Source organism: Marinobacter sp., from assembly GCF_041984545.1.
Taxonomy (GTDB): domain Bacteria; phylum Pseudomonadota; class Gammaproteobacteria; order Pseudomonadales; family Oleiphilaceae; genus Marinobacter.
In genome coordinates, this window is record NZ_JBHIXV010000003.1 from 1 (window position 1) to 20,551 (window position 20,551).

The following is a 20,551-nucleotide window of genomic DNA, read 5'->3' on the forward strand; positions in this document are numbered from 1 at the left end:
CTGACTGGCCAGCTGTGACTGGATCCACCAATCCCTGAACCTGTGCATTACCGGACCCACCGGGTGCGGTAAGACCTGGCTGGCGTGCGCCCTGGGCAACCAGGCCTGCCGGCAGGGGCTCTCGGTTCGCTACCTGCGGGTACCGCGCCTGTTCGAACAACTGCGCATCGCCCATGGCGATGGCAGCTATGCCCGGCTGATGAACCAGTTGCTGAAAACCGACCTTCTGATCCTGGACGACTGGGGCATGCAGAAGGTAACCGCGCAACAGCGACAGGATCTGATGGAAGTGATTGAGGACCGCCACGGCAGGGGCTCAACTCTCATTGCCAGCCAGTTACCAACGGAGCATTGGCACGATTACATCGGCTCCGCCACGCTCGCCGACGCCATCCTGGACCGGCTCCTGCACGGCGCTCACCGGCTCAATCTGAAGGGGGAATCACTGCGAAAAGCGAAAACACAAAAGACGGAATCGGTTGACCCATCGTGACCGCTCAGAGTACAAAATCGACTCCAGCGTGATGGCCGTGTGCAAATCGGTCACGATCCCCGGAATGACCGGTCACGTTCGCCGGAATACGCAGCCTGGTACAGGGCAGCGTCTGCACGCGCCAACCAGCTGTCGACACTTTCACCCGGCTTGAGCAGGGCCACACCGAAGGAGGCAGTGACCGTACCCCCAGGGTGCTTCATATACTTGCGCAGCACCTGTTGCAGGTTATTCATCACGGCTTTGAGACCAATCCCATCCACCCCGGGCAGCAGAAGCACAAACTCCTCGCCGCCAAACCGGAAAAGCTGATCCGATTTCCGCGTGTTCTGGGCCAGCAACGCCACCAGATCAACCAGCACATCGTCGCCGACGCCGTGGCCATGCTCATCGTTAATCTTCTTGAAATGATCGATGTCCAACAGCACCAGGGCATAGGGCAAACCGGTGCGCACGGAGTTGGCCACCGCCAGCTCCAGCTCCTCATCCATGGAACGGCGATTCTTGATGCCGGTCAGGGGATCAACCGTGGCCAGATGCTCCAGCCGCTCACGCTGGTTGTGATTCCTGTAGGCGAACACATAGGCGCAGGCACTGACAACCAGAGCCGTGGCAACGAAGGTCCACATGTGCACTTCCGAGCGAAACGCGCCGCCGTGGACCACGAGGGCAACCACAGACATAATATTGAGCACCACGGCAATGCGCGGGGTGGTCAGGAAGAAAGTGGTCACGAGGCACGGATAGAGCCAGAAAAGGCCCGGTTCGCCGACCACGGCTCCCACCGTCACCGCCCCGCCGCAGGCAATCAGGGCACAGACCAGACCGCTTCTGCGGGTGTCGCCGGTCATCCATGCATAGACGACAGAACCCGTGATACCCAGCAGAATCAGGGTATCAACAATCCCGGCCACCACGTTGCCCTGCAGGAATCGCATAACGGCAAACGGCGTGATGCCCAGTACCGCACTGGCACCGAGCAAGGTAATGATTGACAGTCTGAAATCGGTTTTCAGGCGGTAGAGCATTCAACTGGCTCGTCTGACAAAAGTATGATCTAGGATCCCAGAATAGCGGAAGAATTTTGAGCGGTCGTCAAAGCACTACGTTTTTTAACAATATTTGCCCAATCAGTTTACAGATCCCTATCAAGGAACTCCCGGAAGTTCTCGTCCAGGTCTCCCTCATACTGCTCCAACACGGCTCCCACATCTGCTGCAAGGACATCCAACAGCACAAAACTGTTAACGCCGGAGTCTTCCTTCTGGCCCGCCCGCAATCGTTTGCTCATCGCATGATTCAGTACACGAAGGTCTCGATAGATAGTCTGAAGGCCGTCCATGCTCCAATCTGCGACTTTGCCATGCTGGGCCCTGAGATACTGACCCACAAGGAAGGTACCAAAAACGCGAGTCAGCGTTTCGTCTGGATTGCTCAGAGGCAGATGAAACCGGGCCATGGGCCGAAGAATGGCTGTTACCGGGCAGCCAGAAAACGGCCCGATCAGACCCAGCAGCGAACCCATCGCTCTTTGCAGCGTTGTCTCCGCATGAATTTGCCGACCGCGAGTGCTGACTTCGAGAACAACAGCCTCGTGTGACGCTCGCAACGACGTCTGTTCAACAGGCTCTACCAGGGCAAGCGCGTAGGGGCAGTAACTATGGTCATCGGGCAAAAGCGGGCAGTGGCTGCACTGATGAAAATCCAGCTTCGCCCAATGCGGAATATCATTGGGCAGTGATGGTGCAGAGTCACACCCATCGGCATCAACGACATACCTCCAGGTCACCCCGTCCTGAAACAGAAACTGATACTCAACCGATGCTTTCGTCAAACCATCTCTCCTCCGCAATCCTTCAATTCGGGCGAAGTTACCTGATCAGGTCTACCTTACTCTGTGAGCCCCTGTAAACCCAGCGCCGGGCATATAACCTAACGCTGGAGAAAATATACATTTTTTTACGAGTCAAGGAATTCACACTAGATATACTTGAACTGGCTCACAAAAACGTTATTTGGATAGCATGTTTTGTTGGATCGCCGCCACCATGCCGACATTACTGCAGACAGTCATCAGGATCGAAAAATGTCCAAAGCAGCAAGCCCAGAATCCGAACAGGAAAGGATGAATGCCCAGCTCGAGCAGGCCAGGCGCCAACTGCTCCAGTCGGAAAAGCTCGCCGCGATTGGCCAGCTCGCTGCGGGCGTCGCCCATGAAATCAACAATCCGGTGGGGTATGTCTATTCCAACCTGCAGAGCCTAGAAAGCTACCTCACCGATCTGTTACGGCTGACCGACGCGATTGATAGCGCAGAATCCCTCGACAGCCTGAGGGCGATAAAACAGAGCATCGATTATGGCTTTGTCAGGGACGATCTCAAGGACCTGTTGGCCGAATCCCGGGAAGGCATTGAGCGAGTCAAAACCATTATCTCGGCGATGAAGGATTTCTCACACATTGAGGAGGAAGAGTTCAAGCCGGCGGATATTCAGAGGGGCATCGAAACCACGCTGAACGTGGTGAATAACGAACTGAAATACAAAGCCGACGTCGTCCGGGAATTTGGCGAGCTTCCTCCGGTGGAATGCATCATCTCCCAAATCAACCAGGTGGTTATGAACCTGCTCGTGAATGCAGCCCATGCCATCGATGATTTCGGAAAAATCCATATCCGCACACGTGCCGAGGGTAGCAGCGCCGTCATAGAAATTGAAGACACCGGCAAAGGCATTGCGCCAGAGAATATGAACCGGATCTTCGAGCCTTTCTTTACCACCAAGCCGATCGGCAAGGGCACGGGGTTGGGGCTTTCGCTGTCATTCAACATCATTGAAAAACACAATGGCCACATTGAGGTCGACAGCCAGCCCGGCAAAGGTACCTGTTTCCGAGTCACCCTCCCGGTCAAACAGCCCACGATATCCGAAAACGAACGATCATGAGCGCATCGGAATCTCGGCCCGAAGAGGCGGCAGACGCCAAACCTGCTACAGCAAGGCTGCTGATGGTAGACGACGAGGACAATATTCTTCGCAGCCTGAAACGGGTTCTGCGCAAGGAGCCTTATGAGTTGACCACGGCGGGGTCGGGAGAGGAAGCGTTACAACTGCTGGAAAGCCAGCGGTTTGACCTGGTGATTTCGGATGCCCGGATGCCCGGCATGGATGGGCCCACCCTGCTGGCCAACATCAGGAAACGATTTCCCTGGTGCATCCGCATTCTCCTGACCGGCTATGCGGACATCAATTCAACCATCGCTGCGATTAATGATGGGCAAATCTATCGTTACATCAGCAAGCCTTGGGATGATGATGAACTCCGACTGATTCTCCGTCAGGCCCTGGCCTTTCAGCAATCCGAACGCCGGCGGCTGGCGCTTGAGAAGCTGACACGAAAGCAGAACCGGGACCTGAAAGAACTGAACGCCACCCTCGAGGAAAAGGTTCGTGACCGAACCGCAGAACTCAAGGAAACCGCCGACATGCTCGACCTGGCGTATCAGGAGCTTCGCCAGAGCTATGTGACAACCACGGAGGTGTTCTCCTCCCTGATCGACAAACGACTGCCTGCGAACCGCCAGCCCAATACCAAGGTGATCGCCCTGGTGAAAGCCTTCGCCGACTATCACAAACTGGATGAGGAACTGACCCGAAACCTTACCATGGCGGCAGCCCTCTACAATCTTGGCAAGCTCAGTTGGCCGGATGAGCTGTTTACCGCGCCGTCAGATCTGCTCACCAAAGACCAGAGGCTGGAGTATATGAAATATCCGGTGGCCGGCGAGCAGTTGTTGATGGCACTCGAACCACTACGGGATACCGCCAAAATCATCCGCCACCACCAGGAGAAGTGGAATGGCTATGGCGTGCCCGACCGACTGGCGGGAAAGGATATTCCACTCGGGTCCCGCATCCTGAGGCTGGCGGTAGACTTCATTGAGCTGCAGTTCGGGCTGATTCTGGAACGGCGGGTGCCCAGGGATAATGCCATCAAACTTATCAAGCGCTACCGGGACCGGCTTTACGATCCGGAAGTGGCCGATCAGTTTCTCGAAATGGTGCTGGAAGTGGCCCCGGACATCGACCACGAAGATCCGGATGTTCTGGTGTTAGACACGCTGAGACTGAAGCCTGGGATGGTTCTCGCCCGAAACCTGTATGCCGCATCGGGCATGCTGCTGTTAAACGAGGGCAAGGTACTCACCTCCCTTCTCATCGATAAACTTGCAGCCTTTGAAAAAGGCGAACCGGACGGGCACCGCTACACTCTCTATGTGCATCGCCCGGACGAAGAAACGGAGAGCACCCAATGATCAAGATCCAGCTAGTGGACGACGAGCCAAACATTCTCAGCGCCCTACGAAGGCTCCTCAAGCCCCAGGGCTGGGAAATTCACACCTACGACACGGTGGAATCAGCCCTCGGCGGTCTGCTTGAACACGACTTCGCCGTCATCGTGTCGGACTACCAGATGCCCACCGCCGATGGCGTCACCTATTTACAGTTTGCCAAGCAACGGCAACCGGATGCCATGCGACTTGTGCTGAGCGCCCATGGCGATCGCAATTCCATGATCAAGGCAATCAATCACGCAGAAGTGTACCGCTACCTGTCCAAGCCCTGGGATGACTACGAGGTGGTGGCGTCCATCAAGTCCGCTATCGACCTGTATCAGTTGAAAGTGGAAAACCGGCAGTTACGGGAGGAAGTGGATACCCAGAAGGCCATGCTCCGGGTCCGTGAGGAGGAACTGTTGCGACTGGAATCCGAAAATCCCGGGATTACCCGCGTGCATCGCGACGCCGACGGATCGGTACTCATCGTTGACCCGGACTGAAAAAGCGACGATCCATGCCTGATTTTCAAGTAGACGACAACAAGCTGACGCTCAAGGTTGTATTCTATGGCCCGGCCCTTAGCGGCAAGACCACCAACCTGATGCAGCTCCATTCCCTGCTGAATCCCCAGCGCAAGGGCGAGCTTATGGTGCTGGAAACCCGGGACGACCGCACCCTGTTCTTCGACATGTTGCCCATCGGACTTCGCGGCCGTTCCGGGTTGGATCTGCGCCTGAAACTTTATACGGTGCCCGGCCAGGTTCAGCACGACAGCACTCGCAAGGCGGTGCTTTCGAGAGCGGATGGTGTGGTCTTTGTGGCCGACTCACAACCTTCCCAGCAGGATAATAACGCCACGGCATTCGGAAACCTTGAAGAAAACCTGGAAAAGGTCGGCCTCGACATTGACACCCTGCCGCTGGTGGTTCAGTTCAACAAACGGGACATCCCCGGGGTTATCGGTGAACAGGAGCTCCAGACGCGCTGGGCGGCGACTCCCTGGGCGCCATTGATGATGGCCTCTGCGCTCCGAGGTGAAGGGGTGATCGAGACCTTCAGAGTGCTTCTGGATCGCCTGTATTCTTTCGCGGATCGTGAATGTCACCTGGAACAACAACACGGCATCAGCCGGGAGACCTTCGTAGAGGGCCTGAGCGCCGGTTATGGGGAGCGCCATGCGGAGCTTTGAAGACGACCCCACCCTGAAAGACCTGCTCGCGTCCGATCAACTGGATCGTCTGAACAGTCTCCTTACCAACCTGTGCAGCGAACCGGTTCGGTTAAGTGAGGAGGCATCGGAAGGCTCGGTACCGGTGGAGTTCAACCTGGAGACCATCGGGTGGTTGTCCGGCGGTTCCGTCCAGCAGCGGCATGCGGCCGCAAATCTGGTGAGCTTCATCATGATGTTCGTGGCGAAATACCGACTGGCGGCAAATCTCCACCACGACACCACAGAAGCCAGCTACGCCGAGCTTCAACGCCAGAATGACGCCCTGAAAGCCTCGGAAGCCCGTTACCGGGAGCTATCCGAGCAACTTCAGAACAGGGTTGATGAACAGGTCCGCGTTATACAGAAGAACCAGCAGGAACTCTTTGAAAGCGCACGATTGCGATCGGTAGGGCAACTTGCCGCGGGCGTAGCTCACGAGATCAACAATCCGATCGGATTCATCAGTAGCAACCTCCGGGTCGCCGAGGATTACCTGGAGGACCTGGGCGCAGCAATACCTGGCACACCCGCAAATCGGGAGCTCCTGGATGACTTCCGGGATTTGCTCGCTGAATCCGTTGAGGGTACCAGCCGTGTCGCACGCATCGTCGCGGACCTGAAAACCTTCTCCAGCATTGATCAGGCGGACTACTCCCTGTGCAACATCAATGATCTTCTGCACAGTGCAATTCATCTGGTGCAGACCGAATTCAGTCACACCCTTCGGATTTCTGAACGCCTGGCCGAATTGCCACCCATCGAAGGCCACCCCGCCCGGCTGTCACAAACCTTTTTCAATCTGCTGGACAACGCCGCCCAGGCGATCAGGGATTCGGAGCAGGATCCGGCAAAGGGGCAGATTGTTGTCCAGTCAAAGCGTGAGGGGAACTCCATCCAAATCATTATTCAGGATAACGGCTGCGGCATTCCGGAGACTGATCGGCCCCGCATTTTCGATGCTTTTTTCACCAGCCGGCCGGTAGGCTCGGGCACAGGTCTTGGGCTAACGGTGGCACGAGATACTGTGAGGGCCCACGGGGGGCAGATTTCCATCAACAGTCGGCCCGGCACCGGCACCCGGGTAACGCTGGACCTGCCCACCGAATCCACAGGGGGCAATCATGGCTAAGCGCTACGCGTCGCTCTTCCACAGTGAGACAGCCGAGACCAGTTCTGACCGTGCACCAGAGTCAAAGAAGGCCCCGTACAGGCTCCTGCTGGTAGATGACGAACCCAACATTCTGACATCCCTACGCCGTGTGTTTCAGCGGGAAAACTACGAGCTTCTGTTTGCCCGTAGCGGCGAGGAAGCACTGAGAATCATGCAGAAACAGCCAGCAGAGCTGATCATGACCGATTTCATGATGCCGGGCATGAACGGCAGTGAATTACTCCGGGAGGTGCGCGAACGGTGGCCGCAGACCATTCGTATCATGCTGACCGGACACGCCAATACCGACGCCGTCATGGGATCGATCAAGGATGGCGCGGTATATCGGTTCATCCTGAAACCCTGGAACGATGATGACATCCGGCTCACCATCGCACTGGCGCTGGAGCAATACGAACTGATCCAACGAACCCGTGCGCTTGAACAGCAAACCCAGAAGCAGAGCCGGGATCTGGAGACCATCAGCAAGCTGACCGCGACGAATCGCAGCCAGCTCGCCATTTTGCTGCACAAGAAAGGCTGGCTGAATCCACAGCAGATCCAGCAGCTACACCGGGAAATGCAAAGCCAGAAAACTCCCGTGGTCCGGCAGTTGCTGAAGCACGAATGGGTCGATTTTCGAAAGGTGTTTGAGCTGCTCCGGGACGAAATGCTCTTCGAAGAGATTGATCTGAGGGAGTTCCAGCCCGATCCGAGCCTGCTGTCATTGGTGCCTCAGAAGATCTGTACCCGCCAATTGGTACTGCCGCTGCGCACGAGCGGCCAGCGCCTGCGCCTTGCCATGGTCGACCCGATGGACATCAACCTGATTGATGAACTGGGCTTTATGACCGGTTACACCATCCACCCCCTGCTCTGTGAGACCTCACAGATGCAAGCCAAGCTTGCTGAGATATTTGGTGAAGGAACCGACCTGGACGACATTACCACCAAGGTAGGTACCGACGATCCCTACGAAGGGATCGAGATTGTCCTGGACGAGGACTCCGATCAGGAGTCGCTTGAGCAGTTACTGGGAAGCTCTGAGGAGCCGCCTGCAATCCGACTGGTCAATGCCATCATTCTGGAGGCCCTACGGCTGGGCGCCAGCGACATACACGTGCATCCTCGTACGAAATCACTGGTTGTCCGCTACCGGATTGACGGCGTACTGCAGGACAAAATCCACATTCCCACCAATCTGTTGATGTCGGTCGTCTCAAGGATCAAGGTGATGGCAGAACTGGACATCACTGAACGCCGCAAGCCGCAAGACGGACGGATTACCGTCAAGACGCCCATGCGAATTGTGGATCTTCGGATCTCCACCCTGCCAACGATAAATGGCGAAAAAGTGGTGATGCGGGTCCTGGAAAGACAGTCCTCTGCCCAATCCCTGGGCGATCTTGGCCTCTCGGAACACAATCTCAAAAGGCTGATGCATGTGGTCGCCAAGCCTCAGGGCATCATTCTGGCCACAGGTCCGACTGGCAGTGGCAAGACCACGACCCTGTATGCATTGCTGCAGCATAACGCCTCACCAGAGCGTAACTACGTAACGATTGAAGACCCCGTGGAATTTCACGTGGACATGGCGGGCCAGGTACCCGTTAAAGAACGAATCGGTCTCAACTTTGCCAGCGTTCTTCGGGCGATACTCCGTCAGGATCCGGATGTCATCCTGTTGGGCGAGATCCGGGATGAAGAGACCGCCGATGTCGCTTTCCACGCGGCGATGACAGGGCACCTCGTATACTCGACACTGCACACGAGCTCAGCGGCGGCAACCGTCGCACGCCTGCTTGATCTTGGACTGAAGCCCTTTGTGCTGGCTTCTGCCCTGGAGGCCATCATTGCACAGCGTCTGGTCCGGCGCATCTGCACCCATTGCCGGGAGCAGACACCGCCGCCTTTTGACGTTCTAAACCAGTTGGGCCCTCAATTTCAAAGCCCCGATCTGGTGTTTTATCGTGGCCGGGGATGTGAGAAATGCCACAAAGGCTACAAGGGGCGTGTGGCCATCCACGAAGTACTTACCATGAACGAAGATCTGCGCATTGCGATTACCGAGGGGGCCAGCGCCATGCAGATCGAAACCATTGCCAGGGAGCAGGGCATGCAGGTGCTGCTGGACGACGCCCTCGAAAAATTGCGGGCTGGGCTGACGACAGCGGACGAAGTGCTGCGGCTCCTCGGGCCACAGGTGCTGAATGATTAGCACCCGAAACCGGGAGATCTTCTGGTTTTGCCTGGCTCTGGCCCTGGCAATCTCGCTGGCGTCGGTGGGCGCCATCATCCTCTATGATTTCTTGAGCGGCGGCCCCGACACGCCGGGCAGGATATCCCTGCATCCCGGCAGTGGCGTTCTTTCGCTACTGCTGAGCGCAACCTTTCTGGCGCTCCTGTTCCAACGCCCCAGACTATCCACCACGACAGCAATCCTCGGCCTTGTGACCGCCCTGGTCATGGGAAGCATGCCGTTTTGGCCGGTCTCCCGGGATCTCTCAGCCATCGCGATCACCCCTGCCTTGCTTCTGGTCACCCTACTCATTTTTTCGAGTGCTCTGGCTGCCATGCACTCTTCGAAGGGATGGCGCGTCGGCCTGATTGCTATGCCCGTCGTGTTCAGCATTGGCCTGTTTTCGCTACTATCCCGCTGGCTCCCCCAAACCGACGGTAGTGGGATTGGCAGTCTTTCCGAATCCTCTGTGGTGATCAGTCCATTGATGATGCTGATCGGTCTGACCCTGCCCTTTCTGCGCCGGGTATACCACCGGGATATTCCCGTTGATTCCCGAGTACTCATCCTGCTCGGTGTACTGGGTATTTTCGCCACCACCATGACCTGGCATGTCATGCGGCTCCAGCATAGCGAAAACCTGATTACGAGGGCTGAGAGCCAGTCCGCGCAGCTCGCAGCGAGCACTGCCTCCGCCTTTGCCATAAAACTGGCTCTGATCCGGCGGTTGGCGGAGCGTTGGGAACTGTCAAGCACCGCCCCCTCGGAATTACTGTGGCAGCTTGAAGCCAGCAGTTACCTCCGAGACTTCCCCGAGTTGAAAGTGATAGCGCTTCTCGATAATCGGTTGACTCACATACGCATTGAATCCAGAACACCGGAATACCGTTATCTGCTCGACAGTTTTTTTGCGGACGCGAGGGCGAGGAAATGGCTGAGCCACACGATTGAGTCCAACAGGCCCCACCTGAGCGAGCCGATAGAAGACAGACAAGGCAGCGCTCATGCCATCATCTCGGCTCCCGTTACACCCCATGCTGGGGACTCCCGGGTAGTGATTGCAGTGGTCAATCTACAGAGTGTGTTCGAAGAACTTTCTCTGCCTTTCGGTGGCAATATCGAACAGGCAGTGTTCCACGAGCATAAGAAGGTGTTTGACTCTTTACCGAGGCTAACCGAATCGAACAAGGTTCAACTCACAGCGGCGATTGTGGAGTCGCACCACGACCATGATTGGCGGATTGAAAGCTATATCGCCAAAGGAACGTTGGCAACTGACCAGCTTTATCTGCCACCCCTGATTCTCTTCGGCGGAATCGGGCTGACCTTCCTTGTCATGCTCAGCCACCTTTTCTGGCGTGAATCCGAACGCCGCTCCATGGTGTTGAGTGACCTAAACAACACCCTGAACCATCATCTTGAGCAGGAGCGAAGCCTTCGAAAGACCAACGACCGGATCATGCAGTTTTCAAAAGATCTTCTTTGCTCTATCAGCCCAGCAGGTCGCTTCCTTGCGGTCAGCCCAGCCAGTCGGGCAATGCTCGGCTACGAACCAGAAGAACTGCAAGGCAGGCACTACGGCGCTCTATTGGCGCCCGAGGATCGAGACTCAACGGTAGAAGAATTCCAGAGGCTGGCCTCGGGCCAGCGCGACACATCCACGGGCTTCCGTACAAGGCTTCGGCACAAAGACGGTCACACGGTAACCGTGTCCTGGACCGCTGAATGGTCAAAGGAAGACCACGCAATGTTCTGTGTCGGCCGGGATATAACCGACGAACTGGTGGCTGAAACCCTTTCCCGGGAGCGGGATCAGTTTTTCTCCCTGTCTCCGGACATGTTCTGCATTGTCGATCTGAACAGTCACTTTTTTGAGATGAACCTCACCTTCCTGGAAACGCTTGGGTATACCCGCGAGCAGTTGTTGGGCACCTCGTATATGCAGCTCATCCACCCCGAAGATCATGAAAAAGTCGTGAGTGCCGTCAACTCTCTGACCGAAGGTAACACTGTGCAGGACCTTTCCGTCAGGGCCCTGGATGCCCGTTCCGACGTACACTGGCTTCAGATCAATGCGATCCTGAGCGCTGATGACCTCATCTACGTAGTCGCCAGAGATATCACAGATGCACTCGAAACCCAGGAGCGTCTGGCTCAAAGTGAAGCGCTGCTGAGGATTGCCGAGAAAACCGCCATGATCGCGGGATGGAACCTCGATATTTCCTCCGGCAAGCTCACCTGGACTTCCGCCATGTTCGATATTTTCGAAGTCCCTGAAGACGCGGAACCGGACCTTGATACAGGGCTGGGCTGGTGCACCGACACGTCCCGAGAAAGCCTTACCGCGGCAATCGAGCTGTGCATCAGCACCGGCATCCCTTTCGACGAGGAAGTACAGTTCCGAACGCTTGGCGGAAGGCTCCGCTGGGGTAGGGCTATTGGCCATGCTGTCAAAGACGAGACCGGCAGAATCGTGCGATTACAGGGCGGTTTTCAGGATATCACCGCATCCCGGCAAACAATGGACCAGATCAGACGCTACGCCGAGCGCCAGGCGGTCATCTTCGAGAGTATCACCGATGCTTTCTTCACAGTGGATAGGGACTGGCGCTTTACCTATGTGAATCGGCGATCAGAGGAAATTCTGCAAAAACCCCGCGAAGAGCTGCTCGGCCACAGCCTTTGGGAGATGTTCCCGGCGGCCGTTGGCTCTGAAATCGACCGGCAATATCGATACGCCATTGAAACCGGCGAATCGGTGTTCTTCGAAGCCTACTACGAGCCTCTCGATAATTGGCTGGAGATCAGCGCCTACCCCTCCGAAGAGGGCCTCGCGGTTTATTACCGCAGCATCCGTGAGCGGAAAGAGGCCCAGATGAGGCTTGAAGCGACGATGGAAGAGCTGGAGAGAAGCAACCGGGACCTACAGGATTTCGCTTTTGTTGCGTCCCATGATCTTCAGGAGCCCCTCAGAAAAATCCGAACCTTCTCGGATCGACTGCTGGTGAAGTCCAACCAGCTTGGTCCTGATGAACAGGATTACCTGAGGCGAATGCAATCCGCGGCTGCACGGATGCAAGCGCTGATCTCAGACCTGCTCACTTACTCCCGGGTAACCACTCGCGCAAAAATGTTCGAGGAGTGCGACACTCATGCCATTTTTCAGGGCGTTCTTCAGGACATGGAAACGTCCATTGCCAATGAAAAGGCAATAATCGAAATAGCTCCGTTACCCTTGATCCTTGGCGACGAAAGCCAGTTAAGGCAGGTTTTCCAGAACCTGCTCAGTAACGCCTTGAAATTCCACGAGCCAGGCAAGCCACCCAGGATTATGGTCTACCCTGAAGAGGTAACGTCCACTTCGTGGGTTATGGTGGTGAAAGACGATGGCATCGGTTTCGATCAGAAGTACGCCGACAAGATTTTTCATCCGTTCAAGCGCCTCCACAATCGGGACACTTATGCGGGTACGGGGATCGGCATGGCTATTGTCAAAAAGATCCTGGACCGTCATGGTGCGGATATTAGCGTCTCCAGCGCTGCCGGAGAGGGCACCACGTTCCGGATCCATTTCCGCCACCGGGGCTCGCGCAAGGAGGCGAACCATGGCCGCTCTTGAAAAGCGCCCCTACGTACTGATCGCCGAAGATGACCCCGACGACCGAGAGCTTCTCAAGGAGGCTTTTGCCGATCGCTGCCGGGACTGTGATTTGCAGTTCGTTCAAAACGGCGAGGAGTTGCTCGACTTTTTGGCAACTCGGGCCCAGAAAGGCACGGTCGCGACCGGTTACGTTTTTCCACACCTGCTTTTGCTCGATCTCAACATGCCCCTCAAGGATGGCCGCGAAGCCTTGTTGGCGTTAAAGGCAGACGAGCAGTATGCGGCCATCGACATCGTTATCCTGAGCACCTCGGAGAGCCCTGAAGACCGAGTGTTCTGCATGAAACATGGCGCCAGGGAGTACCTGATCAAACCTCCGGGCTACACCCAACTGCTGGAACTGGTCGCTCGCCTGTCGGTGTACCTGCGACCTGAAAAACACGAACCATATAAACCCGAGCATCATGAGTAGCAAAGACCCTATTCTCCGAATCCTGCTGGTTGAGGATGACGAAGACGACTTTCTGATTACCCGGGACCTGCTTGTCGAAGCAAGCCCGGTCCCCATTGAGCTGAATTGGCGCAACAGTCTCGACAGCGGCATTCAGGCGCTGCACGAGTTGTCCATCGACGTGGCACTGGTCGATCTCTTACTTGGCCCCGACTCAGGGCTTGATCTGATCCAATATGCACGAGACGAGGGCATCACCACTCCCTTCATTCTTCTGACCGGCCAGGGCCAGAAGGAGCTGGATGCCAGAGCCGTGGCACTGGGGGCTGCCGACTACCTCACCAAGGGAGAGACAGACAGCCATACTCTTTTACGAAGCATCCGTTATGCCATAGACCGGGCACAGGCCAATGAGAATCTGGCCAGCAGCGAGGCGCATTACCGGCTGCTGTTCGAGAACAATCCGGCGCCCATGTTCCTCGTTGCACCCGACGAGGACACCATACAATCCATGAATCACTCTGCCAGGGAACTTTATCAATTTCCCGCTGATGACCTGATCGGTAAACGCTGGGGAACCCTGCAGAGCCCTGACAATGACCTGCCGACGCATCTACATGGTCTTGTTCTGCGGAAGCATGGCACGCTTGAACATCACCGGACCCGGGACGGTCGAAACCTGTATGTTGAGGTTTTGTCCGAAGAGATTGTCATCAATCATCGAAACCTGGTCCTGCGGATGTTGACGGATCTGACGGAACAGATCGCCAGCAGCCAGAAACTTCGTTTGCTTCAGCGCTGCATTGAGTCCAGCTCCAATGGCATTGTGGTGTCGGATGCACAGCAACCGGATTTTCCACTGGTTTACGTCAATCCAACCTTTGAAAAAGTCACCGGTTATTCCAAAGAAGAAGCGATTGGCAGGAATTGCCGATTCCTTCAGGGCTCGCCTCCAGACCCTGACAACGCGCAGGCACTAGCGGAAATCCGCGACGCCCTCGACGGTGGGCGGGAGGTCGTCGCGGTGCTCCGCAACTACCGGAAGGACGGAACCCCATTCTGGAATGATCTTTATTTGTCGCCCGTCAAAGACGAAGAGGGGCTGATCACTCACTATGTCGGCGTGCAGAACGACATATCCGAGCGCAAGTTTGTTGAGAGCGAACTTGCCTACAACGCGAGCCATGACGTTTTGACCGGTCTCCCGAACCGGACACTTTTGGAAGATCGCCTTGTCCAGGCATGCCAACTTGCACAACGTTATCAACGGTTTGTTGGGGTGCTTTTTGTCGATCTTGACGGATTCAAGCTGATCAACGATTCCCTCGGACATCGGATTGGAGACCAGATCCTGGTGGAAGTCGCCCGCCGGCTGAAAGATATGGTGCGGTCCGGCGATACAGTCTCACGCATCAGTGGTGATGAGTTTGTCCTCGTTCTTCCTGACATCGCCCAGGTCAACGACATCATCGGCATCGTCGAGAAGGCCCAGTCGGTACTTGGCGCTCCTTACAGACTGGCCAATGACACCCTTCATCTGACGGCCAGCATCGGAATTTCAGTAACCGATGGTTCAATTGGAGAACCCATGGAACTGATCCAGCAGGCGGATCTGGCCATGTACAGTGCCAAACAGCTCGGCCGCAATACCTACCAATGGTTCGCCGAACAACTGAACGCCTCTGCAAGCTATCGGGTCAAGCTCCGGAATGAACTACAGGACGCGATTGATAACGACAGTCTCGCGGTCTTTTACCAACCGGTCGTCGATTCCCGCTCGGGCCAGGCACGCTCCGTGGAAGCGCTGGTACGCTGGGAACACCCCTCCAGGGGGCTTGTTTCTCCGGCGGATTTTATCTCGCTGGCAGAAGATACAGGACAGATTATTGCCCTGGGCAAACAGGTGCTGCGCAAATCCTGCAGAGATATGGTGACCCTTCGGGCTTCTGGATTCAGGGACTGCCGTGTGGCGGTCAACGTATCGCCCATACAGATTCGCAAAGGGGACTTTGTCGGGACAGTGCGTGAAGCTCTTACCGACTCGGGCCTGCCACCGGAAATGCTGGAACTGGAGATCGTTGAATCGGCAGTGCTCCAGGACACTGATCAAGTCTTCAGCGTCCTGCATGAGCTCCGAAATATTGGAGTTCGACTCGCCATCGATGATTTTGGCACCGGCTTTTCCAGCCTGAGCTATATAAAACTCATGCCTGCGAACAAAATCAAAATAGACCGCACATTCATCACCGATGTCATCCAGAATCGAAGCGATGCCGCTATAACCCAGGGTGTGATTTCCATGGCCCACCATCTCGGCCTGGAAGTGGTTGCCGAAGGTGTTGAAACAGAGGCCCACGCTGCTTTTTTGAGAAAGCACCAGTGTGATCTGCTTCAGGGGTTCGCCTTTGCCAGACCGATGCCCTTTGAGGACCTCAAAACCTATATGGCCCAGTCTGGTGTCAGGCCGACAGATTCAAGAGAACTCCAAGATCAGGGCCAGGAAACGCTGCTGCTGCTTGATGACGAGGAGAATATTCTGCGCGCACTTGTGCGAGTTTTCCGAAGAGACGGCTATCGCATACTCTCCACAACGAGTATCAGCGAAGCCTTCCGGTTGCTGGCAGAAAATGAAGTGCAGGTGATTGTTTCAGACCAAAGGATGCCCGAAATGTCCGGTACTGAGTTCTTTAGTCAGGTAAAAGCAATCCATCCGGATACGGTTCGAATTGTTCTGTCCGGATACACAGACCTGAAATCGGTAACGGATGCCATCAACCAGGGCGCCATCTACAAGTTCCTGACCAAGCCCTGGGATGATAAACAGATACGTGAGCACATCCAGCAGGCATTTCAATACCATGCCGCCATGCGTTCCTCCTGAGACCATGGCAGGAGCGGCCCGCGTTGACTGGAGTTAAATCCGGGTTCAGGGGTAGACTGTAGCGACCATAAGCAGTATTCAGGAAACATTGATTTGAACGACCTCGTCCGAATTGCTCCCGGCGCCCTGACCATTGGCCGCCCATTGCCCTGGACCGTTTATGATACCGACGGCAATGTATTGCTGCGCCAGGGCTATGTGATTCAGACCAATTCCCAGCTGGAGCAGCTGTTCGAGCGGGGCCGGTTCAAGCCCCGGAAAATCGAACGGCCCCAGGAGGAAGTGTTCGAGGACAACCGGGAACGCAATCCCTTTGCCGACTACCCGGATCTGCTCCAGGCGCTGGAAACAACACTGAACGCCATTACCGAAGGCGATCCCTCGGCCCAGAAGCGGCTGCTTGGCCTGGCCCGGATGGTGGAACGCTCCTGCACCGAATCGCCAGAGGCGACCCTCGCATTGGTGCACCTCTACTCCATCGGGCCGGTGATCTACGAACAGATCCTGTTCTACGCCATTCTGTGCCAGTTCGTCGGTCGCCAGTTCGGGCTCGAGGAAAAACGCATCAGTGTGCTGACAGCCGCCGCCTTAACGGCCAATCTGGCGCTGGTGCCCATTGCCGACAAGCTCAACGCGTCCAACACCATTCTTAACGAAGAACAGCGCGGGGTGATCCGACGGCATCCGCACCGAAGCATCCAGGCCCTGCGCGATGCCGGCATCGACAACAAGCTCTTGCTGACCATCATCGCCCAGCACCACGAACAGGCCGACGGCAGCGGCTACCCAAAGGGTCTGAGCGGTACCGAGATCCGGCCGGAAGCAGAGATTCTGGCCCTGGCCGAACGCTACGTGGCCATGATCACCAAGCGGGCCTACCGCAACCGGATGAACATCGCCCAGGCCCGCAAACTGATCGCCAACCTGGCCGACGGCAAGTTCCGCCCGGCTATCCCGAAGGCGCTTCTGCAGGTGTTGGGGGAGTATCCGCCCGGCGTTCTGGTGCGGCTGGAAAACAACGAGGTGGGCGTGGTCACAAAACGACCGGTGCGGGCCCGTGGCCCCTTCGTCAAAGCCATCTTCGGCCCTCGTGGAAATCGCTACACCGGTACCTTTGAGCGCGACACCAGCCTGCTGGAGTTCAATATCCGGGCCCTGGAAGAGCCCGAGATCATGCCGTCCATGGACTTCAGCCTGGTATGGGGCTTCGGTTCCTGACGTCGCCTCTACAACCCCAGCGCCCGGGCATGATGTTGCAGATGATCCTCGATGAACGACGCGATGAAGAAGTAGCTGTGGTCATACCCACGGTGCATGCGCAGGTTGATGTGATGGTGAAACTTCTCGCAGACATCCGCCAGGGCGTCCGGGTTTAACTGGCTGTCCAGGAACTCGTCGGCCGTGCCCTGATCCACCAGCAGCGGCAGTCGCTCACGGGCGGTGGGGATCAGCAGCGTGGCATCCCATTCTTCCCAGCTTCGCGGGTTGTCGCCCAGGTATCCCTTGAACGCCTTCTGGCCCCACGGACACTCGGTAGGATTGGCAATGGGCGCGAACGCCGACACCGATGCATAACGCCCCGGATTCTTGAGGGCACAGATCAGCGCCCCGTGACCACCCATGGAATGCCCGCTGATGGCGCGCTGATCGGTCACCGGCAGCTCGTTCTCAATCAGCTGCGGCAGCTCCTTGACCACATAATCGTACATCCGGTAGTGAGGCGCCCACGGCTGTTGCGTGGCGTTGATGTAGAACCCGGCGCCGGTTCCGAAATCATAGCTGTCGTCCTCGCCGGGCAGGTTCAGGCCCCGGGGGCTGGTGTCCGGGCACACAATCGCCAGGCCCAGCTCGGCCGCCTTTTTCTGGGCACCGGCTTTCTGCATGAAATTCTGGTCTGTGCAGGTCAGGCCCGACAGCCAGTACAGCACCGGTACCGGTCGGGCCCTGGCGCCTACCGCACCGGGCGGCAGGTACACCGCAAACTCCATGTCGCATTCGAGGGTCGCGGAGGTGTGGCGATAACGCCGGTGCTCACCATCGAAACAGACGTTGGTGGATAAAAGTTCCATAGTGTCCTCAGTCGGTGAATGGGAAGTGGATCAATCCTCGGCGCTGGCGTACCTGGGCAGCTCCAGGCCACAACCGGTGCGCGCCAGTTCCGACAGGATAGCGGTACGAGTAACAATGCCCACCAGTTTGCCGTGATCCACAACGGGATACACTTTCGGTTTGCCCGCCCCCAGGTTCTGGGCCAGATCCACCACCGCCAGTTCCGGAGAAATGGTCAGCGGTTTCCGGAACATGACGTCGTCAACAATCGGTTCGCCCTCGCTGTGGTAACTGCTGACCAGCAATGAGTGAATGCAGTCCTGTTCGGAGACAAACCCCAGTACCTGCCGTTTGTCGTCCACCACCGGCAAGCCGGTCACGTGGTTGTGCAGCAGGGTTTTAACCACGGAGGTCAGCGGGGTACCGCACCGGATCGGCTCGATGTGGTTCCACATGACATCAGAGACCTTGAGCGAACGCATGGGCAGAGTCCCTCCCATTGATGAATGTTGCTGCGGCCCGAATGTTCCCGACCGCCTTTGCTATAAACATAGGCAATCCTCAGCTGATACACCACTTTTCGCCGACTGTCAGTTTACAAGGCAAATTATCTAATTAAACTCAAAGGGTTATCCCCAACAGGGGCTCACTATCAAACCCATCCATGGCACATTCAGGGAGACCCCATGGAAGCGATATCCGCATTTGTAGGCGAAATAAACGGACTGGTCTGGGGCCCGCCCATGCTGGTCATGATTCTGGGCGTCGGCCTGTTCCTGAGCATTGGCCTGAAATTGATGCCCATCCTCAAACTGGGCGCCGGTTTCCGGCTGATGTGGAGCGGCCGGGCCCGGGGCGATGCCTCCGAGGGTGAAATACCCCCGTTTCAGGCCCTGATGACGGCCCTTTCAGCCACGGTGGGCACCGGTAACATCGCAGGTGTTGCCACCGCGGTGTTCCTGGGCGGACCTGGCGCCCTGTTCTGGATGTGGCTGACCGCCCTCGTGGGCATGGCCACCAAGTATTCCGAGGCCGTCCTGGCCGTGCGGTTCCGGGAGGTGGACGAACGCGGCGCCCACGTAGGCGGCCCCATGTACTACATCCGCAATGGCCTTGGCAGCAAGTGGGCCTGGCTGGGGATCCTGTTTGCGGTGTTTGCCTCGGTGGCGGCCTTCGGCATTGGCAACACGGTGCAGGCCAATTCGGTGGCGGATGTGCTGGAAACCAACTTCGGCCTTCCCCACTGGCTGACCGGCCTGATCCTCATGGTGCTGGTGGGCCTGGTGCTGATTGGCGGCATCCGGCGTATCGGTCAGGTGGCCAGCGCGCTGGTGCCGTTCATGGCGGTGTCCTATGTGTTCGTGGGCCTGGTGGTTCTGGCCATCAACGCCCATGACATACCAGACGCCTTCGGGATGGTATTCACCCACGCCTTCAGCCCAATCGCCGCCCAGGGTGGCTTCGCGGGCGCTGCCGTGTGGGCCGCTATCCGGTTTGGCGTGGCCCGGGGCATTTTCTCGAACGAGGCCGGCCTGGGCTCGGCGCCCATCGCCCACGCGGCGGCCCAGACCAACAACCCGGTCAAACAGGGCATGGTGGCCATGCTCGGTACCTTTATCGACACCATTATCGTGTGCAGCATTACGGGCCTGGTTATCATCACCTCCGGCGCCTGGACTTCCGGCGAAACCGGCGCGGCGCTCACCTCCCTGGCCTTTGAACAGGGTCTGCCGGGCTTCGGCAACTACCTGGTGGCCATTGCCCTGGCGATCTTCGCGTTCACCACCATTATCGGCTGGTCCTTCTACGGTGAGCGCTGTATCGAATTTCTGTTCGGGGTAAAGGCCATCGTGCCCTACCGGGTACTGTGGATACTGGCCATTCCGGTAGGCGCGACGGTAAATCTGGGCTTCATATGGCTGGTGGCGGACACCCTGAACGCCATGATGGCTCTGCCGAACCTGATTGCGCTGCTGTTGCTGAGCCCGGTGGTATTCAGGCTGACCAGGGACTACTTTGATAAAGAGAAAACTCTTGGCGTTAAATGAACGCCCGATTAGAGCGTCTGTTCATAAGGATGTGAGCAGACAATCGAATGATTGAGGCCGGGAAGGCTTGTTTTAACGGCCTTCCGCACCA

The 20,551-nt window shown here is 56.9% G+C and carries 15 protein-coding genes and 1 pseudogene; 12 read left to right on the forward strand and 4 right to left on the reverse strand.

Translation table 11 applies throughout. The annotated features are described in order from the left end of the window. Nucleotides 1-4 precede the first annotated feature (4 nt). Nucleotides 5-493: pseudogene (istB, locus tag ACFC20_RS01890) on the forward strand (IS21-like element helper ATPase IstB); the annotation flags it as partial. A 50-nt stretch (nucleotides 494-543) separates the two neighbouring features. Here the strand turns inward: istB and ACFC20_RS01895 are convergent. Both ACFC20_RS01895 and ACFC20_RS01900 read right to left on the reverse strand, forming a co-directional pair. After that, complete coding sequence (locus ACFC20_RS01895; protein WP_375191513.1) at nucleotides 544-1,521, reverse strand: GGDEF domain-containing protein; 978 nt, start codon at nucleotides 1,519-1,521, stop codon at nucleotides 544-546. Between the two features lie 107 nt (nucleotides 1,522-1,628). Further along, entirely contained in the window at nucleotides 1,629-2,327 is a 699-nt protein-coding gene (locus ACFC20_RS01900; protein WP_375191514.1) for a hypothetical protein, read from the reverse strand. Between the two features lie 252 nt (nucleotides 2,328-2,579). Here ACFC20_RS01900 and ACFC20_RS01905 point away from each other — a divergent pair, with 252 nt between their 5' ends. The 10 genes from ACFC20_RS01905 to ACFC20_RS01950 all read left to right on the forward strand — a co-directional run bounded on the left by ACFC20_RS01905 (nucleotide 2,580) and on the right by ACFC20_RS01950 (nucleotide 17,581). After that, complete coding sequence (locus tag ACFC20_RS01905) at nucleotides 2,580-3,437, forward strand: ATP-binding protein (protein ID WP_375191515.1); 858 nt, start codon at nucleotides 2,580-2,582, stop codon at nucleotides 3,435-3,437. Next, nucleotides 3,434-4,807: an HD domain-containing phosphohydrolase gene (locus ACFC20_RS01910; RefSeq protein WP_375191516.1), complete on the forward strand. Its 1,374-nt coding sequence runs from the start codon at nucleotides 3,434-3,436 to the stop codon at nucleotides 4,805-4,807. Before ACFC20_RS01905 ends, ACFC20_RS01910 begins: the two co-directional genes overlap by 4 nt. Further along, nucleotides 4,804-5,331: a response regulator gene (locus ACFC20_RS01915; protein WP_375191517.1), complete on the forward strand. Its 528-nt coding sequence runs from the start codon at nucleotides 4,804-4,806 to the stop codon at nucleotides 5,329-5,331. The genes ACFC20_RS01910 and ACFC20_RS01915 overlap by 4 nt, the downstream gene beginning before the upstream one ends. Before the next feature lie 14 nt (nucleotides 5,332-5,345). Then, entirely contained in the window at nucleotides 5,346-6,020 is a 675-nt protein-coding gene (locus ACFC20_RS01920; protein ID WP_375191518.1) for an ATP/GTP-binding protein, read from the forward strand. After that, nucleotides 6,007-7,170 (forward strand): sensor histidine kinase, encoded by a 1,164-nt coding sequence (locus tag ACFC20_RS01925; RefSeq protein ID WP_375191519.1) that lies wholly within the window; start codon nucleotides 6,007-6,009, stop codon nucleotides 7,168-7,170. The genes ACFC20_RS01920 and ACFC20_RS01925 overlap by 14 nt, the downstream gene beginning before the upstream one ends. After that, the gene (locus tag ACFC20_RS01930) at nucleotides 7,163-9,409 is read left to right on the forward strand and encodes an ATPase, T2SS/T4P/T4SS family (protein ID WP_375191520.1); all 2,247 of its coding nucleotides are present in this window, start codon (nucleotides 7,163-7,165) and stop codon (nucleotides 9,407-9,409) included. Before ACFC20_RS01925 ends, ACFC20_RS01930 begins: the two co-directional genes overlap by 8 nt. Nucleotides 9,410-9,473: 64 nt before the next feature. Then, nucleotides 9,474-13,049, forward strand: coding sequence for a PAS domain S-box protein (locus ACFC20_RS01935; RefSeq protein WP_375191521.1), 3,576 nt, complete (start codon nucleotides 9,474-9,476; stop codon nucleotides 13,047-13,049). Beyond that, the gene (locus tag ACFC20_RS01940; RefSeq protein WP_375191522.1) at nucleotides 13,036-13,503 is read left to right on the forward strand and encodes a response regulator; all 468 of its coding nucleotides are present in this window, start codon (nucleotides 13,036-13,038) and stop codon (nucleotides 13,501-13,503) included. The genes ACFC20_RS01935 and ACFC20_RS01940 overlap by 14 nt, the downstream gene beginning before the upstream one ends. Then, the gene (locus tag ACFC20_RS01945) at nucleotides 13,496-16,363 is read left to right on the forward strand and encodes an EAL domain-containing protein (RefSeq protein WP_375191523.1); all 2,868 of its coding nucleotides are present in this window, start codon (nucleotides 13,496-13,498) and stop codon (nucleotides 16,361-16,363) included. Before ACFC20_RS01940 ends, ACFC20_RS01945 begins: the two co-directional genes overlap by 8 nt. A gap of 93 nt (nucleotides 16,364-16,456) precedes the next feature. After that, nucleotides 16,457-17,581: an HD-GYP domain-containing protein gene (locus ACFC20_RS01950; protein ID WP_375191524.1), complete on the forward strand. Its 1,125-nt coding sequence runs from the start codon at nucleotides 16,457-16,459 to the stop codon at nucleotides 17,579-17,581. An 8-nt stretch (nucleotides 17,582-17,589) separates the two neighbouring features. Here ACFC20_RS01950 and fghA read toward each other — a convergent pair whose 3' ends face one another. Then, nucleotides 17,590-18,432 (reverse strand): S-formylglutathione hydrolase, encoded by an 843-nt coding sequence (gene fghA, locus ACFC20_RS01955; RefSeq protein ID WP_375191525.1) that lies wholly within the window; start codon nucleotides 18,430-18,432, stop codon nucleotides 17,590-17,592. Between the two features lie 30 nt (nucleotides 18,433-18,462). Then, nucleotides 18,463-18,894 carry a CBS domain-containing protein gene (locus ACFC20_RS01960; protein WP_375191526.1) on the reverse strand — a complete coding sequence of 144 codons (432 nt, stop codon included), beginning with the start codon at nucleotides 18,892-18,894 and terminating at the stop codon, nucleotides 18,463-18,465. A gap of 204 nt (nucleotides 18,895-19,098) precedes the next feature. On the opposite strand from ACFC20_RS01960, the gene ACFC20_RS01965 reads away from it, so the two are divergent. After that, nucleotides 19,099-20,460 (forward strand): alanine/glycine:cation symporter family protein, encoded by a 1,362-nt coding sequence (locus ACFC20_RS01965; protein ID WP_375191527.1) that lies wholly within the window; start codon nucleotides 19,099-19,101, stop codon nucleotides 20,458-20,460. Nucleotides 20,461-20,551: the final 91 nt, after the last annotated feature.